The 23,025-nt window shown below is 39.3% G+C and carries 29 protein-coding genes and 1 riboswitch; of the genes, 13 read left to right on the top strand and 16 right to left on the bottom strand.

Annotated features, from left to right (window positions below):
• Nucleotides 1-262 precede the first annotated feature (262 nt).
• Nucleotides 263-1,276 (bottom strand): YeiH family protein, encoded by a 1,014-nt coding sequence (locus HOO54_RS08425; protein WP_172294240.1) that lies wholly within the window; start codon nucleotides 1,274-1,276, stop codon nucleotides 263-265.
• 125 nt (nucleotides 1,277-1,401) lie between these two features.
• On the opposite strand from HOO54_RS08425, the gene HOO54_RS08420 reads away from it, so the two are divergent.
• Nucleotides 1,402-2,292 carry a LysR family transcriptional regulator gene (locus HOO54_RS08420; RefSeq protein ID WP_172294238.1) on the top strand — a complete coding sequence of 297 codons (891 nt, stop codon included), beginning with the start codon at nucleotides 1,402-1,404 and terminating at the stop codon, nucleotides 2,290-2,292.
• Here HOO54_RS08420 and HOO54_RS08415 read toward each other — a convergent pair.
• The 4 genes from HOO54_RS08415 to HOO54_RS08400 form a co-directional block, all read right to left on the bottom strand.
• Nucleotides 2,289-3,191, bottom strand: a complete 903-nt coding sequence (locus tag HOO54_RS08415) for a phosphotransferase (protein WP_172294236.1) — start codon at nucleotides 3,189-3,191, stop codon at nucleotides 2,289-2,291. The two genes, HOO54_RS08420 and HOO54_RS08415, sit on opposite strands and share 4 nt — an antisense overlap.
• 202 nt (nucleotides 3,192-3,393) lie before the next feature.
• The gene (locus tag HOO54_RS08410) at nucleotides 3,394-4,647 is read right to left on the bottom strand and encodes an MFS transporter (protein ID WP_172294234.1); all 1,254 of its coding nucleotides are present in this window, start codon (nucleotides 4,645-4,647) and stop codon (nucleotides 3,394-3,396) included.
• A gap of 263 nt (nucleotides 4,648-4,910) precedes the next feature.
• The gene (gene metC, locus HOO54_RS08405) at nucleotides 4,911-6,086 is read right to left on the bottom strand and encodes a cystathionine beta-lyase (protein WP_172294232.1); all 1,176 of its coding nucleotides are present in this window, start codon (nucleotides 6,084-6,086) and stop codon (nucleotides 4,911-4,913) included.
• Entirely contained in the window at nucleotides 6,079-7,200 is a 1,122-nt protein-coding gene (locus HOO54_RS08400; protein ID WP_172294230.1) for a methionine biosynthesis PLP-dependent protein, read from the bottom strand. Before HOO54_RS08400 ends, metC begins: the two co-directional genes overlap by 8 nt.
• A 65-nt stretch (nucleotides 7,201-7,265) precedes the next feature.
• Nucleotides 7,266-7,383: riboswitch (SAM riboswitch) on the bottom strand.
• A 103-nt stretch (nucleotides 7,384-7,486) separates the two neighbouring features.
• Between HOO54_RS08400 and HOO54_RS08395 the strand changes: the two genes are divergently transcribed.
• The 6 genes from HOO54_RS08395 to uptA all read left to right on the top strand — a co-directional run bounded on the left by HOO54_RS08395 (nucleotide 7,487) and on the right by uptA (nucleotide 11,617).
• Complete coding sequence (locus tag HOO54_RS08395; protein WP_172294228.1) at nucleotides 7,487-8,440, top strand: helix-turn-helix transcriptional regulator; 954 nt, start codon at nucleotides 7,487-7,489, stop codon at nucleotides 8,438-8,440.
• A gap of 60 nt (nucleotides 8,441-8,500) precedes the next feature.
• Entirely contained in the window at nucleotides 8,501-8,986 is a 486-nt protein-coding gene (locus HOO54_RS08390) for a DinB family protein (protein ID WP_172294226.1), read from the top strand.
• A 14-nt stretch (nucleotides 8,987-9,000) separates the two neighbouring features.
• Nucleotides 9,001-9,453 carry a helix-hairpin-helix domain-containing protein gene (locus HOO54_RS08385; protein WP_172294224.1) on the top strand — a complete coding sequence of 151 codons (453 nt, stop codon included), beginning with the start codon at nucleotides 9,001-9,003 and terminating at the stop codon, nucleotides 9,451-9,453.
• Between the two features lie 55 nt (nucleotides 9,454-9,508).
• Nucleotides 9,509-10,264, top strand: coding sequence for an esterase family protein (locus tag HOO54_RS08380; protein WP_375335828.1), 756 nt, complete (start codon nucleotides 9,509-9,511; stop codon nucleotides 10,262-10,264).
• A 55-nt stretch (nucleotides 10,265-10,319) separates the two neighbouring features.
• Nucleotides 10,320-10,829: a YjcG family protein gene (locus HOO54_RS08375; protein WP_172294220.1), complete on the top strand. Its 510-nt coding sequence runs from the start codon at nucleotides 10,320-10,322 to the stop codon at nucleotides 10,827-10,829.
• A gap of 200 nt (nucleotides 10,830-11,029) precedes the next feature.
• The gene (gene uptA / locus HOO54_RS08370; protein WP_172294218.1) at nucleotides 11,030-11,617 is read left to right on the top strand and encodes an undecaprenyl phosphate transporter UptA; all 588 of its coding nucleotides are present in this window, start codon (nucleotides 11,030-11,032) and stop codon (nucleotides 11,615-11,617) included.
• 254 nt (nucleotides 11,618-11,871) lie between these two features.
• On the opposite strand, the gene HOO54_RS08365 is transcribed toward uptA, so the two are convergent.
• Together HOO54_RS08365 and HOO54_RS08360 are read right to left on the bottom strand one after the other, a co-directional pair.
• On the bottom strand, nucleotides 11,872-12,039 hold the full coding sequence (locus HOO54_RS08365) for a hypothetical protein (protein WP_172294216.1): 168 nt from the start codon (nucleotides 12,037-12,039) through the stop codon (nucleotides 11,872-11,874).
• Nucleotides 12,040-12,160: 121 nt separating this feature from the next.
• Complete coding sequence (locus HOO54_RS08360; protein ID WP_172294214.1) at nucleotides 12,161-12,418, bottom strand: hypothetical protein; 258 nt, start codon at nucleotides 12,416-12,418, stop codon at nucleotides 12,161-12,163.
• Between the two features lie 105 nt (nucleotides 12,419-12,523).
• Here HOO54_RS08360 and HOO54_RS08355 point away from each other — a divergent pair, with 105 nt between their 5' ends.
• Nucleotides 12,524-14,776 (top strand): UvrD-helicase domain-containing protein, encoded by a 2,253-nt coding sequence (locus HOO54_RS08355; protein ID WP_172294212.1) that lies wholly within the window; start codon nucleotides 12,524-12,526, stop codon nucleotides 14,774-14,776.
• A 38-nt stretch (nucleotides 14,777-14,814) separates the two neighbouring features.
• On the opposite strand, the gene spoVIF is transcribed toward HOO54_RS08355, so the two are convergent.
• The 4 genes from spoVIF to HOO54_RS08335 form a co-directional block, all read right to left on the bottom strand.
• Nucleotides 14,815-15,072, bottom strand: a complete 258-nt coding sequence (spoVIF, locus tag HOO54_RS08350) for a sporulation-specific transcription regulator SpoVIF (protein WP_172294210.1) — start codon at nucleotides 15,070-15,072, stop codon at nucleotides 14,815-14,817.
• 122 nt (nucleotides 15,073-15,194) lie between these two features.
• Nucleotides 15,195-15,320 carry a YjcZ family sporulation protein gene (locus HOO54_RS08345; RefSeq protein ID WP_172294208.1) on the bottom strand — a complete coding sequence of 42 codons (126 nt, stop codon included), beginning with the start codon at nucleotides 15,318-15,320 and terminating at the stop codon, nucleotides 15,195-15,197.
• Between the two features lie 76 nt (nucleotides 15,321-15,396).
• A complete protein-coding gene (locus tag HOO54_RS08340) occupies nucleotides 15,397-15,606 on the bottom strand; it encodes a hypothetical protein (RefSeq protein WP_172294206.1) in 210 nt (69 codons plus the stop codon).
• Nucleotides 15,607-15,896: 290 nt separating this feature from the next.
• Nucleotides 15,897-16,250, bottom strand: coding sequence for a DUF1360 domain-containing protein (locus HOO54_RS08335; protein ID WP_172294204.1), 354 nt, complete (start codon nucleotides 16,248-16,250; stop codon nucleotides 15,897-15,899).
• A gap of 138 nt (nucleotides 16,251-16,388) precedes the next feature.
• Here HOO54_RS08335 and HOO54_RS08330 point away from each other — a divergent pair, with 138 nt between their 5' ends.
• From HOO54_RS08330 to HOO54_RS08310, 5 genes are all read left to right on the top strand, one after another.
• Nucleotides 16,389-16,775, top strand: coding sequence for a spore coat protein (locus HOO54_RS08330; RefSeq protein ID WP_172294202.1), 387 nt, complete (start codon nucleotides 16,389-16,391; stop codon nucleotides 16,773-16,775).
• A 43-nt stretch (nucleotides 16,776-16,818) separates the two neighbouring features.
• Nucleotides 16,819-17,166 (top strand): spore coat protein, encoded by a 348-nt coding sequence (locus tag HOO54_RS08325; protein ID WP_172294200.1) that lies wholly within the window; start codon nucleotides 16,819-16,821, stop codon nucleotides 17,164-17,166.
• 67 nt (nucleotides 17,167-17,233) lie between these two features.
• Entirely contained in the window at nucleotides 17,234-17,740 is a 507-nt protein-coding gene (locus HOO54_RS08320; protein ID WP_172294198.1) for a spore coat protein, read from the top strand.
• Nucleotides 17,741-17,871: 131 nt separating this feature from the next.
• Nucleotides 17,872-18,348, top strand: a complete 477-nt coding sequence (locus HOO54_RS08315; protein WP_172294196.1) for a CotY/CotZ family spore coat protein — start codon at nucleotides 17,872-17,874, stop codon at nucleotides 18,346-18,348.
• Between the two features lie 125 nt (nucleotides 18,349-18,473).
• Nucleotides 18,474-18,923 (top strand): CotY/CotZ family spore coat protein, encoded by a 450-nt coding sequence (locus HOO54_RS08310; RefSeq protein ID WP_172294194.1) that lies wholly within the window; start codon nucleotides 18,474-18,476, stop codon nucleotides 18,921-18,923.
• Nucleotides 18,924-18,958: 35 nt separating this feature from the next.
• Here HOO54_RS08310 and HOO54_RS08305 read toward each other — a convergent pair whose 3' ends face one another.
• The 5 genes from HOO54_RS08305 to HOO54_RS08285 all read right to left on the bottom strand — a co-directional run bounded on the left by HOO54_RS08305 (nucleotide 18,959) and on the right by HOO54_RS08285 (nucleotide 23,023).
• A complete protein-coding gene (locus HOO54_RS08305) occupies nucleotides 18,959-19,441 on the bottom strand; it encodes a CotO family spore coat protein (RefSeq protein ID WP_301539276.1) in 483 nt (160 codons plus the stop codon).
• A gap of 107 nt (nucleotides 19,442-19,548) precedes the next feature.
• Nucleotides 19,549-20,325: an enoyl-ACP reductase FabI gene (gene fabI, locus HOO54_RS08300; protein WP_172294190.1), complete on the bottom strand. Its 777-nt coding sequence runs from the start codon at nucleotides 20,323-20,325 to the stop codon at nucleotides 19,549-19,551.
• 109 nt (nucleotides 20,326-20,434) lie between these two features.
• Entirely contained in the window at nucleotides 20,435-21,238 is an 804-nt protein-coding gene (gene thiD / locus HOO54_RS08295) for a bifunctional hydroxymethylpyrimidine kinase/phosphomethylpyrimidine kinase (RefSeq protein WP_172294188.1), read from the bottom strand.
• Nucleotides 21,225-22,259, bottom strand: a complete 1,035-nt coding sequence (locus HOO54_RS08290; RefSeq protein WP_172294186.1) for a ThiF family adenylyltransferase — start codon at nucleotides 22,257-22,259, stop codon at nucleotides 21,225-21,227. Before HOO54_RS08290 ends, thiD begins: the two co-directional genes overlap by 14 nt.
• Nucleotides 22,256-23,023 (bottom strand): thiazole synthase, encoded by a 768-nt coding sequence (locus HOO54_RS08285; protein WP_216664858.1) that lies wholly within the window; start codon nucleotides 23,021-23,023, stop codon nucleotides 22,256-22,258. The genes HOO54_RS08290 and HOO54_RS08285 overlap by 4 nt, the downstream gene beginning before the upstream one ends.
• Nucleotides 23,024-23,025 lie beyond the last annotated feature (2 nt).

Here is a 23,025-nt window from a genome sequence, read left to right as displayed (position 1 = left end):
AATGATAAGTATTTAGACAACAATTCGGGATTTGTACTTGACTAGAGAAAGAGCTGTCTAAAAAGTCCTTTATCAACATGATCAGGCGAGACCCCACAGGAGCAAAGAACAAGCTCCAAGGAGACTCGCGGATGCCCGCGGAAAGCGACAACACCACTTTCAGAACACCCCTTAAGAATGATCACAGCCTTCCACAATTTTTCCTTCTCCCTCCTCTCTATGTCGACCGACACCATAACTCAGGGATCTATACTCTCTCTAACTACACGATCAAAAACGTAACAATCGATAGTGCGATCGATACGATAAAAATGACTGCGACAGGACGCAAGGCTTTTTTACGAAGCTCTCGCAAACTAATGTTTAGACCTAGCCCAACCATTGCTGATGTTAACAGAAATGTCGTCACTGCTGAAACACCATTGATCATTTCTGAAGAAACATAGATTGATTTGCCGAGCACAAAGCTTCCAAATAAACTCATCAATAAAAATCCAACTAAAAACCATGGGAAATCTATTTTAGCAGACATATTTTGATCTGCATTTTTTCGTTTCATCCAGTAGATAAGAAGCAGTGATAATGGAACAAGCAACAGAACACGTCCCAATTTGACAACAAGTGCTAGCGCTAATCCTTTCTCACCCGCAGGAGCCCCAGCTAAGGCAACATGAGCAATTTCATGCAAACTCATTCCACTCCACATGCCATACTCGCTTGCTGATAGTGGAAGAATCGGTCTTAAAATGGTATACGCAATCGAAAAAATAGTACCTGCTAAAGCAATAATTCCGACTGACATTGCGGTTTCATCTTCTTTAGATTTAACAATAGGGGAAACGGCAGCAATCGCCGCCGCCCCGCAGACACCTGTCCCTATTCCTAACAACAGTGTGACCGATGCGTCTGCTTTTAGTTTTTGTCCAAGCCAGACTGTAGCCAAAATCGCAAATGTAATAACCATTGCATCTTTGACAAGCAAACCTACTCCCTGCTGAAGGATTACATCTATATTCAGTTTTAAACCATATAAAATAATGGCAAACCGTAAAATTTTTTTAGAAACAAATTGAATTCCATCTTTTAAAAGTATCGGATACTGAAAAAATTGGCGATACAACACAGCTAACAAAATTGAACAGGCCATTGGACCGATATGATTTAAACCAGGTAAAAAAGCTAAGGTGAAGCCAAGACCAGCTAAAATAAATGTAAAGCCTACACCTCCAAACCAAAACAGCTGATATCGTTCAACCCCCGCAAATTTAGAATTCATGATGAATCACCTCTAGAATGTTAATAAATCTAGCATACATGGATTCTTATCATTAGAAAAATAAATATGTATAATAGTTATCATAAGTAAATCAATATAAATAGAGAAAATAAAGGGGAATAACGATGGATCAATATTTAAAAGTGTTTGTCAAAGTGGTGGAAAAACAAAACTTCTCACGGGCAGCAGAGGAACTTCATATGACACAACCCGCTGTGAGTCAATATATTAAAGTTTTTGAAGAATCTGTTGGAACTAGGTTATTAGAAAGAAGCAATAAGTATGTTCGTCTCAATCAAGCTGGTGAAATTGTCTATCGCCATGCAATAGAGATTTTAGCGCTCTATACGAAAATGCAAACATCTATCGATGATCTAACCCGTCATGCAAGCGGTCCAATTGTCATTGGAGCAAGCTATACATTCGGAGAATATATTTTACCTAGGATGATTGCAAAACTTCAGAAACATTATCCACTGATTACACCAACGGTTAAGATTCATAATACGAAGAAGATAATCGAACTTGTTAGAGGGCATCAAATAGATATTGGCATTATTGAAGGAACTTTTACTGATGACACATTAAATACCGAAGCGATTTCTGATGATCATATGAATATTGTTGCATCTCCATCACATCCTCTTGTCCATACAAAAAAAGCAAGAAGCATTACTGAACTCAGTCATGAAACATGGATATTAAGAGAAAATGGGTCAGGGACAAGGCAAGCTGCCGAAAAACTTTTTGAAATGTACAATATGTCCCCGCAAAACATGATGGAATTTGGGAGTACGCAACTGATTAAAGAATCAGTTGAAGCAGGGTTAGGTATTTCTTTATTATCGAACTGGGCCATTGAAAAAGAACGGAAAAACGGTTATATCTCCACCATTCCGGTGATTGAACTGCCCTTCAAACGGAGATTTTCCATTGTGACACACAGCTTATACCAAACAAAAGCATTGCAAATATTTATTCAAATCACCAAGGAATTAGTGGGGCAAGCATGCTAAAAAAACCGCACGGGGTGTCTCATCCATTGATGAAAGTCCCATGTTCCATGAATATCCAACAATAAACAAATAAACCGGTAGCATTCACGAACAGCGTCAAGATTTTTTGGGAGGGTAGAAATGTCTTCATATCCTTGTTGAATAAATAAAGCTTCTCTTTCAGTCAATAGATATTCAAGTGCAACAAAATCATACTCACGCGGTCCGATTGCAACAGCTTCTGTGTCCACAAGCCCACTAATCACACCGTTTTTTTCAACATATTGACTCGGATCAATATCGATTAAAATAAAGCTTGCAGATGCAGGAGGCTCAAGGTTGCGAATTTTTTCTTTAAATACAGGAAAATACTCTCTAATATTTTTAGAGTGCATGTCATAACGATCGATTAACTTTTCGGCTGTTGATATCAATGTTTGATGGAACTCACTAAGATTTGCTCGTTTACCTTCTTGAACAGTACCAAAATAATTAGCATCAAATTGATGAAGTTTTGCTAATTGTCGACCATAGTCCATTAAAAATCCTGGTGAGCGATCAATAAAACTGGTAACTTGCTTTCCTTCAATTTTTTCCATAACTAGAAAACGTCGTTCATCTACTTGCTGTTTGCAAATAACAGCAGGAATCGCAAATGAATCGGTTTTCTTTAACTGTTCGTTCACTGTTTCAATATATTCATCAACACGGCTCATATTTAAACCAAATATCTCTTTACATCCAAATGAAAACTCACTTTCTTCAAGGCCTGACTTAGGCTCTCTAACGATGCAGTCAGGAGCATCTTCAAAGATGATCCTCCAAACATTGTTGGCGCGACCTTCATAAAGATCTCCAAACACAACAGCTTTTTTTATTTTTTGCTGAAATAGTTTTTGCAAAGTTGCTTCATTAGTCATGTTTTCTCCTCCTTACTATTTTAATCGATACCGATTAAAATAATAATTTATTTATCGAATTAAATGAGTTAAGCTGATTTTCTATAATAATCGAGAGCATGGAATAACTTGATGAATTATACACCCCATCAAGCTAGATAGTGATTTGTTGACTGAGTTGACTAATTTACTTCATTAAACCACTTTAAGCCTTTTAGTTGGTCTACATCTTGATTGTTTCTTCTTTCGCCAATATCAAGTCTGAACGCTGAGTTTTACTTAGCTTTGTCAGAGATAATATTGCAATCCCTGCAATGATTTCAACGGCTCCACCAATAGCAATAACTTTTCCTGCTCCAAAAACGGACGCAGCATATCCACTTAATAAAGCTCCGATTGGAATCATGGTATATGAAATTAGTCTGGTCACAGCAAACACTTGTGGCTGGTCTTCATCAGTGACTGATATTTGAATAATTGTATGTTCAGGGACATTGTTTGCACTTATTGTTAAACCTAAAATAAAGGCTGCAAAAATAACCAATAATAGGAGTGAATTCATACCTGTAAGCAAAAAAGCTAACCCTTCTACAATTCCAGCGCCAATAAACAATAATCCATATCGATTCACCCTTACTTTTGTTAAGATAAAACCCATGAGAAAGGCACCTGTTGCAGTAGCAACTCTTAAAATAGAATGAGTAATTGAATTTCCGTCTAATTCAGAAATATAAATGGCTGATAATGCTTCCCAAGGAGCGGAGCCTAAGTTTAGAAAAATGCAATATATCGTGAGTGGAAACAAAATTTGATGGCGGCGTACAATGGTAAAGCCTCTTCTTAATTTACTCATATATGTATTGTCTTGTTTGAATCCATTGTTTTTCGGCTTATCATCATTTACTTTATATTTAATCAAAAGAACTAAACCTGCCGATATGAGATAAAGCGGCAGTGTGATCAACATTGTATCTGCTGCCCCAATGATGACAATTAATATACCGCAAACCATGACGGCTGATAATTTCACAACTTGAACGGCTGAGGTGATTGTAGCATTTGCTTTTTGAATGACATCTTCTTTCACAATTTTCGGAATTAAAGAAATAGATGCCGGATCATAAGAAGCTCCAGTTGCCGAGTGGATTAACATTAAAGAAATAATAAACCATAAGGGTGAAAAACCATGAAGATAACACACTGGAATTACCAGCATAAGCAAGGCTCTCGTTAGGTCGGCACTAAGCATCCAAAATTTTAATGTGTTCGATTTCATGAAAGGAGAAATGAGCGGTGCAATTAATGCTTGCGGAAGAAAAGTCACGGCTATTAATAAAGCTGTACCGACAGCACCTTTTCCACTTAAGATGAGAAACCATAGAATCGCATTAAAGGCGAAACTGTCTGCAATAACTTTCACCAGCTTTGAACAAAAAAGCATGGTAAAATTTTTTCCCCAAATACTTTTATCATTCATTTTTCAAAAGTCCCCCTCGTTTAAAACACTTTATTTATCATAATATCCTATTTATGGTTTAAAGAGCAATAACATCCAATGTTGATTTTGTGTTTCAACGCGGGTTTCATATGATGATCATCTTTATATACGAAGAAAAAAGCCCTCTTATAAAAAGGACTTTTCCACCGCGCGACAGCATATATTTCCCGTTCTGTTTTTCAATGTTTCATCATTAAAATGGTCCGTCATTTATTCCAATGCAGCTTCTCCATCGGTACAAACTATAAATGGACAACACCTTCTGATATCGTCTGCAAAGCTTCGCTAAAATCTTTCTGTAAATCGCCGACATGTTCCATACCAACACTAAGACGTAAAAGCCCATCAGAAATACCACGTTTTAGTCGCTCTTCTTTTGGCATGGCAGCGTGCGACATTTTCGTTGGATAAGAAACGATTGACTCAACTCCACCTAAACTGACGGCAAAGACTGGGATGGTCAAGTTTTCAACGACTTTTTTAACCGCTTGTGCATCAGCTAGTTCAAAGGAAAGTACCGCACCTGCGCCATTCGACTGATGTTTATGCACCTGAGCTCCTGGATGTGAGGAGAGACCCGGATAATAAACTTGTTTGACAGCAGGATGTTTAGTAAAAAATTCAGCAAGTTGCCAGGCTGTTTTGCCCGCTTTTTCAAGCCGAACTTGAAGTGTCTTTAATCCTCTTAAAACAAGCCAGCAGTCATGAACTCCAAGAACAGCACCAAAGGAATTTTGCAGTTTACCAAAGGCTTCTGCAAGCTTTTCATCCTTGACAACAGCAAGCCCTGAGAGAACATCACTGTGTCCGCTTAAAAATTTTGTTGCGCTGTGAAGTACGACATCTACGCCGAGATCAAGGGGGCGCTGAAGTGCCGGAGTCATGAATGTGTTATCAAGAAAAGTTAGACAGCCATGTGCTTTGGCTAGTTTAACAACACCTCTAATATCTGTAATACCTAGTGTCGGGTTTGACGGTGTCTCAAGATAAATGACTTTCGTGTTTTCCTTAATACTTAAGGCGATTTGATTTAGATCGGTCATATCAACAAAGGTATGTTCGATCCCATAGCGGCTTAGCACATCTGTGACCATCCGATAGGTTCCACCATAGACATCTTTTGTGATAAGGAGGTGATCTCCTTGTGATAAAAGTAAAAAAGCGGTAGAAATAGCTGCCATTCCCGATGAAAAAGCAAAACCGCGTGACCCTCCTTCAAGCTCAGCAATCGTCTCTTCAAGTGCCTTTCTTGTGGGGGTTCCAGAACGGCTGTAATCATATTCACCAAACTGGTCAAAAGAGGCTTGATGAAAGGTTGAAGCATGCTGGATCGGTACACTGACAGCTCCGGTTGGTCCATCTGTTTTCCATTGATTGTGAATGAGTCTTGTTTCTAGTGTCCATTTTTGATTATTCAAGCGTATTCCTCTCCCCTGTGATTTTTTGCAATGCCTGTCGGAAATCCTTCTTTAAATCATCGACATGTTCAATTCCGACTGAGAAACGTAAAAGTCTATTACAGACACCGCCAGCAATCCGAATTTCCTCAGGAATATCCATATGGGTTTGTGTCGCCGGGTATGTGATAAAACTTTCAACTCCACCAAGGCTTTCAGCAAAACAGATTGTTTTTAAGTTTTTTAAAAATGGATTGACCCATTCTTCCTGTTGAATTCGAAATGACAGCATACCGCCTCGTCCAGGATAAAGGACATCTGTAATCTCTGCCTGTTCCGCCAAAAAAACAGCAAGCTCTTGAGCGTTTGCTTGGTGTTGCTTCATTCTGAGAGCTAGTGTTTTCATGCCTCTCATCAACAGCCAAGAGTCAAACGGAGCTAAGACGGCACCAATTGCATTTTGATGCTGAAATATTTCTTCTGAAAGCTGATCACCTTTGGCAACGACAAGACCTGCCAGAAGATCATTATGCCCCCCTAAATACTTTGTCGCACTATGAATGACGAGATTAGCACCTAATTCAAGCGGCTTTTGCAAAACGGGTGTATAAAAAGTGTTGTCAACAATCAATAAGATGTCGTTTTCTTTTGCAATCTGAGCTACCTTTTGCAAATCGGTTTCCTTCATTAAGGGATTTGTTGGTGTTTCAATAAAAAAAGCTTTTGTATGTTCTGTAATCTTTGATTTTATACAGTCTTCATCTGTAAAATGATCGTAAATAAACCGTAAACCATACTTTTTCCACTCGTTTTCAAACAGACGGTATGTACCTCCATATAAATCTGCCGAGACCAATAGTTCATCTCCGCTTTTAAATAGTGCCATAATCGTTTGAATGGCTGCCATACCAGAACTGAATGCAAAACCGCGTGTTCCTCCTTCCAAGTTTGCAATTGCATCTTCAAGCAGCTGTCTTGTCGGATTTTTTGTGCGAATATAGTCAAATCCCGTTGATTCACCAATCCCCCTATGCCGATATGCAGAAGAAAAATAAACAGGAGGATTAACGGTTCCAGTCACTTCATCACTACGATTCCCAATTTGCGCCAGTGTTGTTTGTACATGTTCAGTCATATGACACCACCCTTTAAAAGTAAAAACCCCTTCTTCATAAGAAGAAGGGGTTTGATCAACGCTTCCTCTTATCTTTCAAGCATTTCGCCTGCTGGATTTAGCACCTTGGTACATTGATAAAGTAAATGTATACCGGTTGCTGAGGTTTCAAAGGGCCAGTCCCTCCACCTCTCTTGATAAGAATTGTTCAATTTTCTGATTATTCTCTACTCTAACCCAATTTCAAAGGTTTTTCAAGTATTTCTGGTATGATAAGAGCAATTGATCATGATCGGAGGATGAAAAGGTGTCCAAAACATACCGTTTAATTGAATTGATGATGACTATTCATACAAAACGCAAATTTACAGCCCGGGAACTTGCAGCTGAATTTGGCGTATCATATCGTACCATTCTCCGTGATTTGGACGAACTGAGCGCTCTCGGTGTCCCGATTTATTCAGAAGTCGGTGCTCATGGCGGTTATTATTTGCTAAATGATCCGATACTACCGCCACTCATATTTACAGAATCAGAGGCTGCTGCCATGTTTTTTGCTTATCAGTCTTTACAGTTTTTCGGAGCCCTTCCCTTTGAGGCTGAAACAAGAGCAGCCTTGAAAAAATTTTATCAGCAGCTGCCTAAACAAATGCAACAGCGGATTGACACGATGAAAGACCGGATCGTATTCTGGCATCCATTTCGCCCACTGCCAGCAAACCAAATGAATATCCTCTTGGATGCTGCCATCACACAATCTGTTCTTCTAATTGATTATGATGGGACAAACACAGTTTCCAAAAGGATGATTCAACCGATCGGTTTATACAGTTGGAATGGTTTTTGGTATTGTCCGGCATATTGCTTTAAACGACAGGAGTTTCGGCTGTTTCGCGCTGATCGGATTGTAAAAGCAGAAAAAACAGACTGTGAAAAAGCTCATCTGCTTCCATATGAGTCGGTTCTCAGCTGGATTCAAACTTCTGAGAACAGTTGTCCAGACCCCATTCGTTTAAAGGCAAAACTGACGCAAATCGGGACTAGACAGGCCTTGTCAGACCTCGATTTACTAAAAATTGTTGACACACATCTTGATGGAACAGGCTCTATCGATAAGGATATTCCAAAAGCTGAGTTAGCGTTTTTCGCCAAATGTTTATGGAACTTAGGCGCTGAAGTGATCGTAACAGAACCGGAAGAAATCAAACGTTATCTTCAACAAAAAGCAACAGAACTTTTGGAGCATTATCAACAATCATGACAAAGGCTGTCAGTATTGCATGGTATCTTCATATCAAAAGCATATGAAAGGATGAAGAAAATGAATGAAGTTCATACGTTAAGAAATGTTCTGTTAAACGAAATGGAGAAAGGCGTTGAGTCAACATGCCGCCTTTTAGAAAAGGTAAAGGAAACGGATTGGTCTTACCGCCCTGCTGAACGGATGCGCAACCTCAAAGAGCTGACAAGTCACCTTATCGCAATCCCAGAAACAGACCTTGCCATCATGCAAGAAAACAAAGAAGAGATGATCATGGAGATCGAAAAAAAATACAGCTTAATGCCAGCTGAGCAAATGAGACAAGCGATGCAAAAAGGGTTTGAGCACTTCACAGCTTATATGACTTCCTTATCTGATGAAGAGTTTTTAACGAAAAAAACAACACCGTTTTATCTTGATAAAGGGTTGACCCAGAGCCAGTGGCTGACTGAAACCTTAACACATCTTTTCCATCACCGTGCCCAACTTTTTAATTACTTAAAGCAGCTTGATTACGAGGTCAGCATGTTTGATTTGTATATTTAAATAAAGGTGTTGATATGAAACTTCCTTTAGAAAATAACGAACGAAAAAACTTAAGATTAGCCAAAGTCAAACAAATTAAAATTCCAGAAATTGAAATTGATAGACTTGCTCAATTCCTCGATTCTTCATTAAAACGAGCAAAATATATCAAAGCGCTCGCCGAATTTCAGATGATTCCTTCCATAGGTCCTAAGATCGCACAATCTGTGATTGATCTCGGTTACTACTCTCTCGCTGACATGAAAGATCAAACAGGAGCTGAGTTAATCAATCGCCTAGAAAAGCAAAAAGGCTATTGGCATGATCCCTGTGCAGAAGATGCATTACGCTGTATCGTCCATCACGCAAACCATCCCGACAGTAACAAAAACTGGTGGCACTTTACATCTGAAAGAAAAAAATTTCGGGTACAATATGGCTATCCCCAAGATAGACCGATTAAACTTTGGTATGAGAAAAAACACTAAGCTGCTGAGCAAACCGGCAGCTTATTTTCACTTCTCACAAGCATTTCATGTTACAATGAATGGAAACGTTCACATTTTGGAGGAATTCATCTTGACTATCAAAACAGGAATCATTCAAGAAAAACAACAATACTCTGAAGCTCTCGGTGAGGAAATGGAGCTTTTAATCTATTTACCAGCCGCCTATTCCCCGCTTTATAAATATCATGTCTTGATCGCACAGGATGGGCATGATTATTTTCGATTGGGACGGATCAGCAGACAGATTGAAGAGTTATGGAAAAACGGTGAAATAGAACGCACAATTGTCATCGGCATTCCCTATAAAAATGTCCAAGAAAGAAGACATACATATCATCCGGAAGGAGCCAAATTCGAGGCCTATAAACGTTTTTTAGCACATGAACTTGTTCCATTTATCGATCAAGAGTATCCAACATATCAGGTCGGGTCAAGTAGAACATTGATAGGTGATTCTCTTGGCGCAACGGTTTCTCTGATGACAGCACTTGACTATCCGAATATGTTTGGCAATGTCATCTTGCAATCTCCATATGTCGACAAACATGTGCTCGAAAAAGTAAAAAAGACTCATTCACTTCAGCTTATCTCAATCTACCACCAAATCGGCTCAAAAGAAACAGAAGTGAAAACAACGGACAATCAAATCGTTGATTTTACGGAGTCCAATCAAAAGTTGCAAGAGCTCCTTGCAAAACAGACAAATTATCACTTTGAAATGTTTGACGGAGATCATAAATGGACGTACTGGCAACCGTTAATGACGAGCGCTTTAAAAAAAATGCTCTAGTTTTCTATGTTTGTTATACTAAAACTATAAATGATTTGCCTAAGGAGGGAACAAAATGAAATACGGGATTGTCCTATTTCCATCAAAAAAACTTCAAGATATCGCCAATTCCTATCGAAAACGGTATGATCCGAACTATGCTTTAATCCCGCCACATCTTACACTAAGAACATCATTTGAAGCTTCTAATGAGAAAATCGCTAAAGTCGTCTCACAGCTTAGAGAAATTTCCAAACAATTGCGGCCGATCTCAATAAAGATCACAAAGTTTAGTTCTTTTGCTCCCGTCAACAATGTGATATATATGAAGGTCGAACCAACAGCAGAATTGACGGAATTGCATGAAAAAATGCACAGTGGCATTTTGGAGGATCAACCTGAATATGCGTTTGTTCCCCATTTCACAATTGCCCAAAACCTTTCTTATGATGAACATTCAGATGTCCTCGGATCTCTTAATATGAGAGATGCATCACACGAAGAAATGATCGACCGCTTCCATTTGCTCTATCAATTGGACAACGGGTCTTGGACCGTATATGAAACATTTATTTTAGGCGTATGAGCTGAAAAGAAATAAAGATCTTCTCAATTGATAACCATTAACCCGTTCAAAAGCATATGAACGGGTTTTTCTTCCTTTATGATTGAACCTGTTCCTGCTTAGAGAAGACAGACCGACACAAAATGTTTATAATGAAAAACATGGGCGGACAATTTAAAAATGTTCGGCTGATACAAATAAAGGCAGGGTGAAAAATACATATGGGAAGCATAGTAACTGACATATTAATGTGGCTAACCGATCTTGGTTATTTCGGAATTGCACTTGGCTTAATGATCGAAATCATTCCAAGTGAAATTGTCCTCGCTTACGGAGGATATATGGTCTCAAATGGAACCATTACATTTACCGGAGCCGTGATTGCGGGCGTCATTGGCGGAACGATCGCACAATGTTTTCTTTACTGGATCGGCTGCTATGGCGGAAGACCATTTTTATATAAATACGGAAAATACTTATTCATCAAAAAGCATCATATCGAAACATCTGAAAAATGGTTTGAGAAATACGGAGGCGGTGTTATCTTCTCGGCACGCTTTATTCCAGTTGTCCGCCACGCCATTTCAATTCCAGCCGGGATTGCCAAAATGCCACTTTCGAAATTCGTCGGTTTAACCGTACTGGCCATCATCCCGTGGTCAATTTTTTTTGTGTACCTCGGAATCGAGCTTGGGAGTCGCTGGGATCATGTTGAAAGTGTAGCGAAAAAATACACGATCCCAATTATGATTGCGGCCGTTGTCTTGATCATTTTATACTTCGGACTTAAAAAATTCCGTAAAAAATAAGACTAGGGGTACCCGCCAGCATTTCAAAAAATAAGAAAAGAGCCGAATTTTACTCCGCAAAGACTAAATTGGCTCTTTCGTAATTTTAGAAAGATGGATTTATGCTTTATTTACAAGTTTGAAAAAGATTAAATAAACCAAACACTTAAAAGGAAAACCCAAAACCACTCAGGTAGTAGAATTTTCAAATGCAACATGGACAAGGAAAATAAAGACTGTCGAGATTTCCCAACAGCCTGAGTGTCTTTTATACACTAACCATACTCTTTTAAACCTGATTTCATTGCGAATTTGACAATGCTAATGAGATATGCTGAAGCTTTTTGGTAATCGTTCACTAATTTCTCCAGCACATCCTCGCCAAACGTTGCATAAATAAGCACAAAATCTTGTGAAAGGTCATCTATACGCGCTTCGGTCAATCGATAACTTCTGTAACACAAGCATCACCATGCAATTCAGTGAAAATATAGTGTATGATCATCGACCATAACGGTATTTCAAAAGTTATCCCTAAAATTCAACTTTGTGCCAACCTTCATTTTAAATCGATTCATTTATATGCAAACCGTTTTTTCTTTTTTCATCAATACGGCGATTCAAACTTTTTTTTCGCTTTTTTTCTTGAATCTTCCTTCCATTTACAGTCCGATTTTCCTCTCTTTTCTCAATTTCTCGGTAGGTTCGTTCACTAGGAATACTAGTCGTTTTTTGTATATTTGCATAATTTGACTTTTGACGAATCGTACGATTCACATATTGAATATGCTGATCATTGTGAACTGGCGGCAAATATCCCATGATGACTCCTCCTTAAACAATTCAATCTATTAATCTACTGACTTATTTGATATGATAAACGTTGTCTCATGATATGATGATGACCAATTATTGGAGGTATTTAAAGTGAAGTGCGCCCGATTAAACAACCGAGACATTCATATACATACTTATTCTAGAGAACATTTGCAATTCCTCTTTGAAGAAGCAAAAAAAGATCGTATCACATGCAAATGTTGCGGTTTGCCTTTACGGTTAAAACTATCGATTCATGAAGAACCGCATTTCTTTCATAGGGACAGCGGTGATTTTTCTGAATGTGAAACCACCTCTCTAAAGGAAAAAGTAGACAAAGACGAAAGCCACACAGAAAATGGCATATTTCGTCTCCCAAAAGGAAAATCGATTTCAAAAGACAAAACAACAACAGCAGAACATTGGAAAGCACCACGCGCAGCGGTTATTAAAACCGCTTTTGAACGAAAACCCGAAATAACTGCTGAATCACTTTTTCAAAACGTCCCATTGAATGAAAAACAGCTGGAAGCTGTTTCAGCTAACGAAGGTCCACTTCTCGTCTTAGCTGGTGCAGGAAGTGGAAAAACACGGGTACTAACAGCCAGAGCAGCCTATCTCATCTCCCATCTTGATATACCGCCGTCAGCCATTTTACTCGTGACATTCACTACAAAAGCGGTAAAAGAAATGAAAGAGCGGATGGCAACAACATACGGTTTAGCTAAACAGGTGGTCAACCGGCTTGTGACAGGGACTTTCCATAGCTTTTTTTATAAAATTTTATATCACTATGATTCAGTAAAATGGAATGGCGAACGATTATTAAAATGGGATTGGCAAAAAGAGCAGTACTTGAAAATAGCACTCAAAGAACAAGGACTTGATGAAAAAGATTATCCGATTGATCAAGCGCTCCAGCAGATCGGCTACTGGAAAAACGCTTTTTTACCGGGACAAAATATCCCACTTCAAGATGACTGGGAGAAACAAGTGTACCGCTTATATCTTTCTTATGAACAGCAAAAAAAGTCGCGGCAGCAATTCGATTTTGATGATATGGCATCTGCCTGCTATGAGTTGCTTCAGGAACGCCCTGATCTTTTACAGCAATATCGAACACGGTTTTACGCCATTTTAATCGATGAGTTCCAGGACATTAATCCAGTCCAGTACGCAGTGATTCGACTGATTGCCGAGCCAGAAAATAATCTGATGTGTGTTGGAGATGATGATCAATCTATTTATGCTTTTAGAGGGAGTAGCCCTTCTTTTATTCTTGATTTTCAAAAGGATTTTCCAGATGCGAAAACGATTCGCCTGACAACAAACTATCGGTCGAGCCACTCGATTGTCAAAAGCGCTGATGCAGTTGTAAAGCGCAACAAACAACGCTTTGTCAAAACATTGGATGCTGTCCGCGATGATCCAAAAAAACCGCTTTTGTTTTATCCTTATGATGAAGAAGAAGAAGCGATCATGGTCGTCTCTGATATTCAAGAAAAAATTAAAAATGGTGCCAAACCGGAAGATTTTGCTATACTCTATCGGACCAACAGCAGCGGTCGCGCTGTTTTTGAACGGCTTCATCAGTCAGCAATTCCTTATACTGCAGAACAAGGTGTTCAAACATTCTATAGCAGACGAATCGTCAGGCAGATGCTCGCTTATCTTTATTTAAGCCAAAATGAGGATGACCCAGAAGCTGTCAAACAATTGCTGCCTGTTCTGTTTTTAAAACAATCTGCTTTGAATACACTTAAAGCTCTTTCCATTACAGAGGATTGCACTCTCGTTCAGGCACTCAAAAAGTTAACGGATATAAAATCTTTTCAGCTTGAAAAAATTAAAAAAATTGTTCCTTTTTTTGCAGGACTTAAAACGATGAAACCGGTCGAAGCCATCACCTTTGCAGAAGAACAAATGGGTTTTTCTAACTATTTAAAAAAACGCGGAAATGAAGGCAATATTCTTGAAAAAGGATCTGATGATCTCCGTGATTTGAAAACAGCGGCAAAACGATTCACTACTATTCCAGAATTTTTAGCGCACGTTGACCATATAAGAGCAGCAGAAAAACTTAAACCTATCAGGAATGGTGTACAACTGTTGACGATACATCGAGCAAAAGGGCTTGAATTCCACACTGTATATATATTGGGAGTAATCGACGGCTCTGTTCCCCATGATTTTGCATTGGATATGGCAAGAAAAGGGGATGAAACCGCTCTAGAAGAAGAAAGAAGACTTCTTTATGTCGCAATGACTCGAGCCAAACAAAACTTGTATATCAGTGTTCCTTCCATGAGAAGAGGCAGAACAGCATACCGTTCAAGATTTTTACTGCCCCTCTTGCAACAATAGAAAAACCACCGCGCCCTCCTTGTTGGAGAGCCCGATGGTTATTTTTTATTGTTCATCATTTTAGAAATCGTATCAAAGTCCAATTTTTCTTTTCCGCTGGTAATTGATTTTACAATCTTATCTTCTAATTCTTTCGGAACCCGTTTGTTTGCTAATTTAGCAACGCGGCTTATCACGCTTCGGACGGTTTTTTCATCTTTGAAGTTAGCATTTTGTAAAGAGTTTGCTAACTGCATGACATCATCCATATTGACCCCTGTTTTCTTCTCAATACTTTTAAAAAATTTATTATCCATCTTGGTCCTCCTCGTTCTTTTAGGGTGCTACACTATTTATATGTGAAAAATACATTTATGTGCTTAGTAGAAGAGAGCATTGAAACAGGGTATACGCCTGTAAGCTCTCTTCTTTTTATAGACTAGTATCTAAAAGAAGCGCCGACAATGATCAAAAGAATAAACAGAACAACAATGAGGACAAATGTTGAGCCACCGCCGTAGCCACCGCCATAGCCGCCGCCATAGCCGCCATAACAAAAGCCCATTTAAAGCACCTCCTTTTCTTACACCATATGAAAATTGTTAAGTTTCGCTTGGATCAATACATAGGGTTTGTGTGGATTATTTATATATGCCAGGTATCCGCTCATGTTCCCCCAGCCATTTTTCTGCTTGTTCAGCAAATTGTTCAATCTGTTTACCAAATTGGTCAGCCGTTTGATCAAATTGATTTAATCGCCGGTCTTGCTCAAGTATGATTCGCTCATGATTGGACTGGTGTTGATGATGCTTTTCGCCATGCGCTTCAATTAGTTGTTCAAGTAGATTCATATAGATGATCCTCCTTATTGATGATGTATGCGTAAAGGTCAAAAAAGGAACAAAAAAACCGGATGATTTCCGGCTTTTCTTTCTAAAAACTATTGAATTCTTTTCTTTTTCGTGCAACCACAGCCTTTTTTCTTCAATTTTTTTGAGAAAGTAGGAGTATGAGAAGTATTCGATAAATGGCCAGACCGTCTTTTCACTTGTCTCATTGCGATAATCATTCCTTTCTCATGCTTGCTTATATGTCATTATATGACCCTCTTTTTGATAAGTTGCTAGTGATAAACCCCCATTCAATCGAGCTGTTTTGAGACGACCGTTTCCACAATCCCTGCAAGACCTGAGATTGCCAACAAAAGAAGCAACCAATCCGCCACTTGTGGAATAAGCATGTAAAAAATAAGTAAAAATCCTGTACACCAAACCCCCGTACACCAATAACAACTCAACAGCTCCCCAATCCAAGCTCTGAGTCCGCTTCCTTTAATAACAATATAGGTGTTCACCTGGCCTGATTCATCTTTTTCTTCAATCTCCTCGTGAAAAAATCTCCGCAATGGAGCCATGATCGTATCAAAAACAATCAGGCGTGTTAACCGAAACACTGCAATTGAAAAGATGATGAATAAAAACGGGCTTTGAATCATTTCACTCTCCCTCCCGCTCTCCAATATATGCACGGCTGTATGTAAGATGAATTTGGGTGTGGAAATGTATGTTTTCCTTATTCCGCTAAGGAACCAGTCTGCATTTAATAAATTGTAGATAAGAAAGGAGTGAAAGTTATGTTATTTGAACAACGTGCCGAAGCATTATATGAAAAAATATTCAATGAACTGTCCGAGGAATTTGATCAGCTAATTGAAATTATTGATTCAGAACATGTCACAATTCATACGTCAAACGTAACAGAAGCACTCTCCTTGCAGGCATTGGTGATGACATTAGTTATTCTTGCAGTGCAACTTGTCATTGAAGATCAAGAGGCTGCTGCCCCGATTGCAGAAGACCTGCTTGCTGTACAAAAACTACAAAATAAAAAAAGGATTGCGATCCTAGTGCTGAGTAGTCGCAATGTCTCCATTACACTTTCCTCAACTGAAATCGTAATTTCTGTGCTAATTTTGACAGAATTACTAACGGTTCTATTGTCCACCTTTGACATCATCTAAAGCTTCTTTCTGTCTAATATTTTAGAAATTGAGGTGAGAATCATTGTCAGATTTAGAAAAACTCAAATCAGAGGTAAATCCATTAATGAATACGCTTGTGTCAAATGTTCTTCGGAAACATGGCGTCTCAAAAGACAATGTCCGCACATTATCTGAAGAAGAAAAACAAAATATTTTAAAGATGCTCGAAGATTTAAAAGCACAATCTGAAGCGATCATTCAAAAACAAAACGAAAAAAAGCAAGAAGAAAAGCAGGACACGGTCAAACAATCTAAAGATAGAACAAAACGAAGAAGAAATCGTTCAAATAAATTAAGAGAAAAATTAAGACAAAAAAGGCAACAAGAACATCATCCAGAGGACGAAGAAAAAAATGGGGATTTGGAGTAGGGTATCTGCCATATACAAGTTCAAGAGTTTCAACATTTAATAATAGTAAATGGAAGGAGGAAAACAAATGGAAACAAGACCATACTCTTGGGTTGCGCTTGATCCTGAGTGCGATCATCCAGGAACTGAGTATTATCCAAGATTTCCTAAAAAACAACTTTGTGATGACTACAACTGCAAATGCGGAAAAGATGATGCCTTTATCAATCAGGAATTGGATCAGCTCAATCTCAACAAACAGTTGTCAGATGAAACCATTATTATTAAAGACTCTTGCGATATTAGAGTCTCTACAGAGGACACACAAATTGTTGCATCTGTTTTGACTTCAATCCAAACAGCAATTGTCACAGTTGTGCTCGCCATTATTGATGACGCTGATTTGGCGGAGCTTGTATCACAAGACTTATTGCAAGTATCAGCAAATAAACAAACAAACCGCCAAAAACTAGTGATCGACAATTCCCGCGATGTCACAGTGACAACAGAAGATACAGATGTTGCAGCATTGGTTTCAACAGCTGTCCAAACACTTACAGTCGTGATCGCAGCACTGATTGTTGGGGTTCTTTAATACGAAAAGCAGAGCCAAAAACGCTCTGCTTTTCTTCATTTTATAGACGATTACCCACACCAACAAGGGCAAGGGTACATATGTTGTTAAAGACTAAAGTCAAATATCCTAGTATAAAGGAGCTGAAATCCATGAGCTGCGGAAAACACCATGGCCGGCATGAAAATTGTGTATGCGAAGCAGTTGAGCAGATTATAGAAGAACAGGAAGCAGTAGAAGAAACATGTCCGACTAGCTGTTTCAGCAATCTGCTGAACCCGACTGTTTCCGGTAAAGACACCATTCCGTTCCTTTTATTTGATGAAAGTGGCGGTTTGTTTTCAACATTTGGAAATATCGGAGGATTTGTAGATGATATGCAATGTTTTGAATCTATTTTCTTCCGGGCTGAAAGTTTAAAAGATTGCTGTGCGACCCTTTCAATCCTGAAACCTGTGGACATAAACGGCAATACACTAAGCGTCTGCCACCCTTGTGATCCTGACTTTTTCGGGCTTGAAAAAACGGAATTTTGCGTTGAAGTTGACTTGAATTGTTTCTGTGCAATTCAATGTCTGTCACCTGAACTTGTTGATCGCGCAGCAGACAATAAACACCATCACGGTTAGATAATCTGCAGGGCAGAATTAAGTTCACTTGATGACGGCTGCCGGCTCTCGGCAGCTCCTTTTACAATAAAAAAGCCCTGCCGGTAAAAAAGAACAACATTCCCAAGTTTAGGAGGGATTACAACATGGCGAACTTTTCCGTTGACAATTGCGTTTGTGAAGCTGTTGAAAATATTTTTGAACTGCAAAACGCAATTCATGATGAGGGCTGTCCGACAAGCTGTTTTAATAATCTGCTTTCTCCAACACGACATTTCGGTGATACGATTCCATTTATTCTATATCCAGCCGAATCAAAACCGTTTGTCGCATTTGGAAATGTAGGTGAGCTGGGAGCAGGTCCTTGTTTTAACACTGTTTTCTTCAGAGTAGAAAAGATTAAAGATTGCTGCGCTACACTTAGATTGTTAATTGCTTTTGATGAAAATCGTCATATTCTTGATTTCACAGATGAAAAAGATAAAATTTGCGATGTTTTCCGATTAGAAAAAACTAGTTTTTGTGTTGAGTGTGACTTAAAATGCTTCTGTGCGATTGAATGTTTAAATCCACAATTGATCAACCGCTCAAATTAAAAAGTCCCGAACCTGGGACTTTTTTGCGTACCATTTTAAAATCCAAGTGGGTGCAATGCAGTAATACTGTCAATTTGCAATTCTGCTGGAGCACCTTTACTGGATGTCCGCACAAAGACAGCATCGCCTTTTTTTTCGACCAATGTACCTCTATATGTTTTTCCACCTGCTTCAATTAAACAAAGCGTTTTTGGCATATTCCCAGGGAAGCTAGTTAAAAAATCAATTTTTTCAGATATTGTCATTTTATTAAGCGGTTTTTTCACTGGCTTTAACCCTTTTCCGTGTCTTTCCGGCTCTTTGTTAGGAACGGGTTCTTGTTTTGCATCCTCTTTGGAATTCTGTGTTGTTGGCTGTTCTTCCTTTAGCTTTTTTGACTTCTTTTCTGCAGTGTTGGGTTTTGTTATATTTCTTTTTTTAATGAGAATATCCTGCATATCCGCCTCTATTGTTTCATAATCCGGTTGTACAATATACATGAGCGGTTTTTGCTCTGTATTGTTTTTCTTATTAGACATTTTCATCCCTCCGATCTGTTCATGGTATATCTATATGACAGACCTAGAAAAATCAGAAGAAAAGAAAAAGCAATTCTGGACTAAACCAGATTGCTTTTTTAGGATGTTTATCGAGCAAGGATATGAAAACCTGAGTCAACATGGAGATTTTCACCTGTTATGCCTCGGGAAAGATCACTGAATAGGAAAGTGGCTGTATCACCGACCTCCTCTGGAGTAGTCGTGCGACGAAGCGGAGCGCGTTCTTCAATTTCTTTTAAAATCGTGTTAAAATCGCTAATGCCTTTTGCAGACAATGTCCGGATCGGTCCTGCAGAAATGCTGTTGACACGAATGCCGTCTTTGCCAAGATCGTTTGCCAAATATTTGACACTTGCTTCAAGGGAAGCTTTGGCAACACCCATGACATTATAGTTGGCAACGACACGCTCACCGCCAAGATAAGTAAGTGTAACAATACTTCCCCCTTCAGTCATGATGCCGCGTGCAGCTTTAGCAATAGCTGTCAGTGAGTAAGAGCTGACATTCTGGGCAAGTAGAAAGCCTTCACGATTCGTATTCAAATATTCTCCTACAAGCTCTTCTTTATTTGCAAATGCGATGGCATGCGCAACACCGTGAATGACCTGAACTTCCTCTTTTATTTTTGCAAAGCAAGCTTCAATTTCCTGATCGCTTGTCACATCACAAGGTAATATAATAGAATCTTTGCGATCCAAAGAATCAGCTAATTGTTTTACTGACTTTTCAAGGCGCTCCCCAACATACGTAAAAATCAATCTTGCACCTGCTTGATGAAGAGATCGAGCAATTCCCCAGGCAATGCTTCGTTTATTGGCAACACCCATCACGACAATATTCCGGCCTTCAAGTGATACATTCATATGTATAAATCCTCCTAATGATTAACATTTTATTAGTACCTGATCATAATATATAGTATCACATCTGACAGCCGTCTGACAATTTCAGAAACTCACCATTTGCTAAAGCCTAAATTTTTGCTTTTTTAAAAGCAAAATGGTTTGTCGGCCCATGTCCACTGCCAATATCAAAACTATTGGCCACCGCTTTGTGGACAAAGGAATCAGCGATTTGAAATGCCTCATGAATTGCGCTTCCTTTTGCTGTTTGCGCTGCTAAAGCGGCAGAAAATGTGCAACCTGTTCCATGCGTATTTTTTGTATGAATGTATGAATTTGAAATTTCGATCATACTTTCTCCATCAAACAGTAGATCTGTTACTGTTTGCTCTTCTGGCTGATGCCCCCCTTTAATAATCGGGTAGCGAACACCCATTTTATGCAAGTCACGTGCGGCTTTTTTACGATCTTCCATCGTTTCAATCGTTCTTCCCGTCAGAATTTCCGCTTCCGGAATGTTCGGCGTCACAGCATAAGCCAGTGGCAACAGCTGTTGTTTCAATGTCTCAATCGCTGCTTCGTTCAATAATGAAGCTCCACCTTTAGCTATCATAACTGGATCAACAATCACATGCTCAAGCTTATATTTCGTCAACTGAAAGACAATTTCCTCTATCATGTCTGCATTCCAAAGCATTCCTGTTTTAATAGCATCAGGACGCAAGTCTGAAACGACTGCTTCAATTTGTTTTCCGAGTGCATCAGGTGTGAGCGGATATACACCATGCACACCTACTGTATTTTGAGCAGTAATGGCTGTTAAAGCTGACATTCCGAATACTTCAAGCTCTTGAAATGTCTTGAGATCAGCTTGAATACCTGCGCCTCCCCCAGAATCAGACCCGGCAATCGTTAACGCTTTATATATTTTCATGTTTTGCACTCCTTCCAATCCACTTGTGATAGATTGTTTTTGCCTTGTTCACATCGTTTAGTCCATGAATAAACGCGCGACCATCACGAAAGATCACGAGTTTACAGTCCTCGAGTTTACATGATACTAAATATGGGTTTCCTACTACATGTAAACCTGCTTTTCTAAAACGGGTGGCTAATTCTTTGAGTGCTGGCGGCTTCTCGCCAGCTGCTCTGATTTGAACAGTTTCCCGCCCACAGAGAACAGCAGCTTTTGTTGCATTTTGAGTAGAAAGGAACGGGAACATTTGAGCAACACATGTTGGACATGCCTGATCTTTGAGAAGATCCGCGTGAATTTCTGCTCGTTCATTTGTCCACAAATCAAATGAACGGATCATTCCAGTCATCTCATGACCGGTTAATAGTTTAAGAGCATCAGTCACTTGCAAAGCAGATACTTGTTGAACAACTGGACTAATAATTCCTGATGTATCACAGGTGAGATCATTAGTCGAAAAATGCCCCAAAAGGCAATGAAGACACGGTGTTTTCTTAGGAATAACAGTATAGGTAATCCCATAGCTTGCAACACATGCCCCATATAAAAAAGGTATTCCCAATTTAACGGCAGCATCATTGACGATAAGTCGAGTTTCAAAGTTATCAACGGCATCAATGATCAGTGATGAGCCCTCAGCTAGATCAAGTATTTTTTCAGCTGTCACATCAGTGACAATCCCTTTCACTTCAACTGAATGATTGATAAGGCGGAGCCGTTTCTCAGCTGCTGCCGCTTTCGGTAAGTGGTGATTGACATCATCTTCTGTATAGAGCTGCTGTCGTTGGAGATTACTTGCTTCCACATAATCACGGTCAACAATTGTTAGTGAACCAACTCCAGCTCTGACTAGCATTTCAGCACTTGCTGATCCAAGAGCCCCTGCTCCGACCACAAGTACATGGGCGCGCTTCAACTTGATCTGACCCTCCGGCCCAATCGGGCGAAATCGCTCTTGACGAGAATACCGATCATTCAAGATGGTAACATCCCTTCTTCTGGGCTAGAGGCGATACCGTAGTTCTTTTCAGGTATTCTTCCGGCAAGATATCCAAGCCTGCCTGCTTCAACCGCAAGCTTCATAGCCAGTGCCATTTTCACTGGATCTTTTGCACCGCTGACAGCCGTATTCAGTAAAACACCATCTGCTCCCAATTCCATTGCATATGCTGCATCTTTCGGTGAACCGATCCCAGCATCAACGATAACCGGAATTTTAGCCTGATCAATGATGAATGAAAGGTTGAGCGGATTAATAATACCCTGCCCTGATCCGATTGGAGAAGCCCCTGGCATAATCGCATGTACACCAAGTTGTTCTAGTTTTCTGGCCAGAACAACATCATCTGATGTATATGGCAACACAATAAAGCCTTCTTCAAGCAGAGCTTCAGATGCTTTTAATGTTTCAACAGGGTCAGGCAGTAGTGAACGGTCACAGCCGATCACTTCCACTTTCACCATATCACAAAGACCGGATGCTTTTGCAAGTCTGGCAATCCGCACTGCTTCTTCTGCCGTTTTTGCCCCTGCTGTATTAGGTAATAATGTAAAATGACTTAAATCAAGCTGTTCTAAAAAATTCGGTTGTGATTCTTTAAAAATATTCATCCGTCTGACGGCAAAAGTAAGAATTTCTGACTCTGAGACGCGCACTGCTTCTTTTTGAATATCAAATGACGGATATTTTCCTGTTCCAAGCAATAACCTTGATGAAAACTGTTGATTAGCAATCTTTAACATCA

The organism is Bacillus sp. WMMC1349, assembly GCF_013155385.1.
Lineage (GTDB): Bacteria > Bacillota > Bacilli > Bacillales > Bacillaceae > Bacillus.
The sequence above is the reverse complement of the archived record's forward strand: the minus strand, read 5'-3'. Positions and strand labels throughout refer to the sequence as shown.

Excerpts from the sequence above, each read along its gene's own strand:
- HOO54_RS08425 (WP_172294240.1), bottom strand. The coding sequence starts at position 1,276 with ATGAATTCTAAATTTGCGGGGGTTGAACGATATCAGCTGTTTTGGTTT.
- HOO54_RS08420 (WP_172294238.1), top strand. The coding sequence starts at position 1,402 with ATGGATCAATATTTAAAAGTGTTTGTCAAAGTGGTGGAAAAACAAAAC.
- HOO54_RS08415 (WP_172294236.1), bottom strand. The coding sequence starts at position 3,191 with ATGACTAATGAAGCAACTTTGCAAAAACTATTTCAGCAAAAAATAAAA.
- HOO54_RS08410 (WP_172294234.1), bottom strand. The coding sequence starts at position 4,647 with ATGAATGATAAAAGTATTTGGGGAAAAAATTTTACCATGCTTTTTTGT.
- HOO54_RS08400 (WP_172294230.1), bottom strand. The coding sequence starts at position 7,200 with ATGACTGAACATGTACAAACAACACTGGCGCAAATTGGGAATCGTAGT.
- HOO54_RS08390 (WP_172294226.1), top strand. The coding sequence starts at position 8,501 with ATGAATGAAGTTCATACGTTAAGAAATGTTCTGTTAAACGAAATGGAG.
- HOO54_RS08385 (WP_172294224.1), top strand. The coding sequence starts at position 9,001 with ATGAAACTTCCTTTAGAAAATAACGAACGAAAAAACTTAAGATTAGCC.
- HOO54_RS08380 (WP_375335828.1), top strand. The coding sequence starts at position 9,509 with ATGAATGGAAACGTTCACATTTTGGAGGAATTCATCTTGACTATCAAA.
- HOO54_RS08375 (WP_172294220.1), top strand. The coding sequence starts at position 10,320 with ATGAAATACGGGATTGTCCTATTTCCATCAAAAAAACTTCAAGATATC.
- uptA (WP_172294218.1), top strand. The coding sequence starts at position 11,030 with ATGGGAAGCATAGTAACTGACATATTAATGTGGCTAACCGATCTTGGT.
- HOO54_RS08360 (WP_172294214.1), bottom strand. The coding sequence starts at position 12,418 with ATGGGATATTTGCCGCCAGTTCACAATGATCAGCATATTCAATATGTG.
- spoVIF (WP_172294210.1), bottom strand. The coding sequence starts at position 15,072 with ATGGATAATAAATTTTTTAAAAGTATTGAGAAGAAAACAGGGGTCAAT.
- HOO54_RS08345 (WP_172294208.1), bottom strand. The coding sequence starts at position 15,320 with ATGGGCTTTTGTTATGGCGGCTATGGCGGCGGCTATGGCGGTGGCTAC.
- HOO54_RS08340 (WP_172294206.1), bottom strand. The coding sequence starts at position 15,606 with ATGAATCTACTTGAACAACTAATTGAAGCGCATGGCGAAAAGCATCAT.
- HOO54_RS08335 (WP_172294204.1), bottom strand. The coding sequence starts at position 16,250 with ATGATTCAAAGCCCGTTTTTATTCATCATCTTTTCAATTGCAGTGTTT.
- HOO54_RS08330 (WP_172294202.1), top strand. The coding sequence starts at position 16,389 with ATGTTATTTGAACAACGTGCCGAAGCATTATATGAAAAAATATTCAAT.
- HOO54_RS08320 (WP_172294198.1), top strand. The coding sequence starts at position 17,234 with ATGGAAACAAGACCATACTCTTGGGTTGCGCTTGATCCTGAGTGCGAT.
- HOO54_RS08315 (WP_172294196.1), top strand. The coding sequence starts at position 17,872 with ATGAGCTGCGGAAAACACCATGGCCGGCATGAAAATTGTGTATGCGAA.
- HOO54_RS08310 (WP_172294194.1), top strand. The coding sequence starts at position 18,474 with ATGGCGAACTTTTCCGTTGACAATTGCGTTTGTGAAGCTGTTGAAAAT.
- HOO54_RS08305 (WP_301539276.1), bottom strand. The coding sequence starts at position 19,441 with ATGTCTAATAAGAAAAACAATACAGAGCAAAAACCGCTCATGTATATT.
- fabI (WP_172294190.1), bottom strand. The coding sequence starts at position 20,325 with ATGAATGTATCACTTGAAGGCCGGAATATTGTCGTGATGGGTGTTGCC.
- thiD (WP_172294188.1), bottom strand. The coding sequence starts at position 21,238 with ATGAAAATATATAAAGCGTTAACGATTGCCGGGTCTGATTCTGGGGGA.
- HOO54_RS08285 (WP_216664858.1), bottom strand. The coding sequence starts at position 23,023 with ATGTTAAAGATTGCTAATCAACAGTTTTCATCAAGGTTATTGCTTGGA.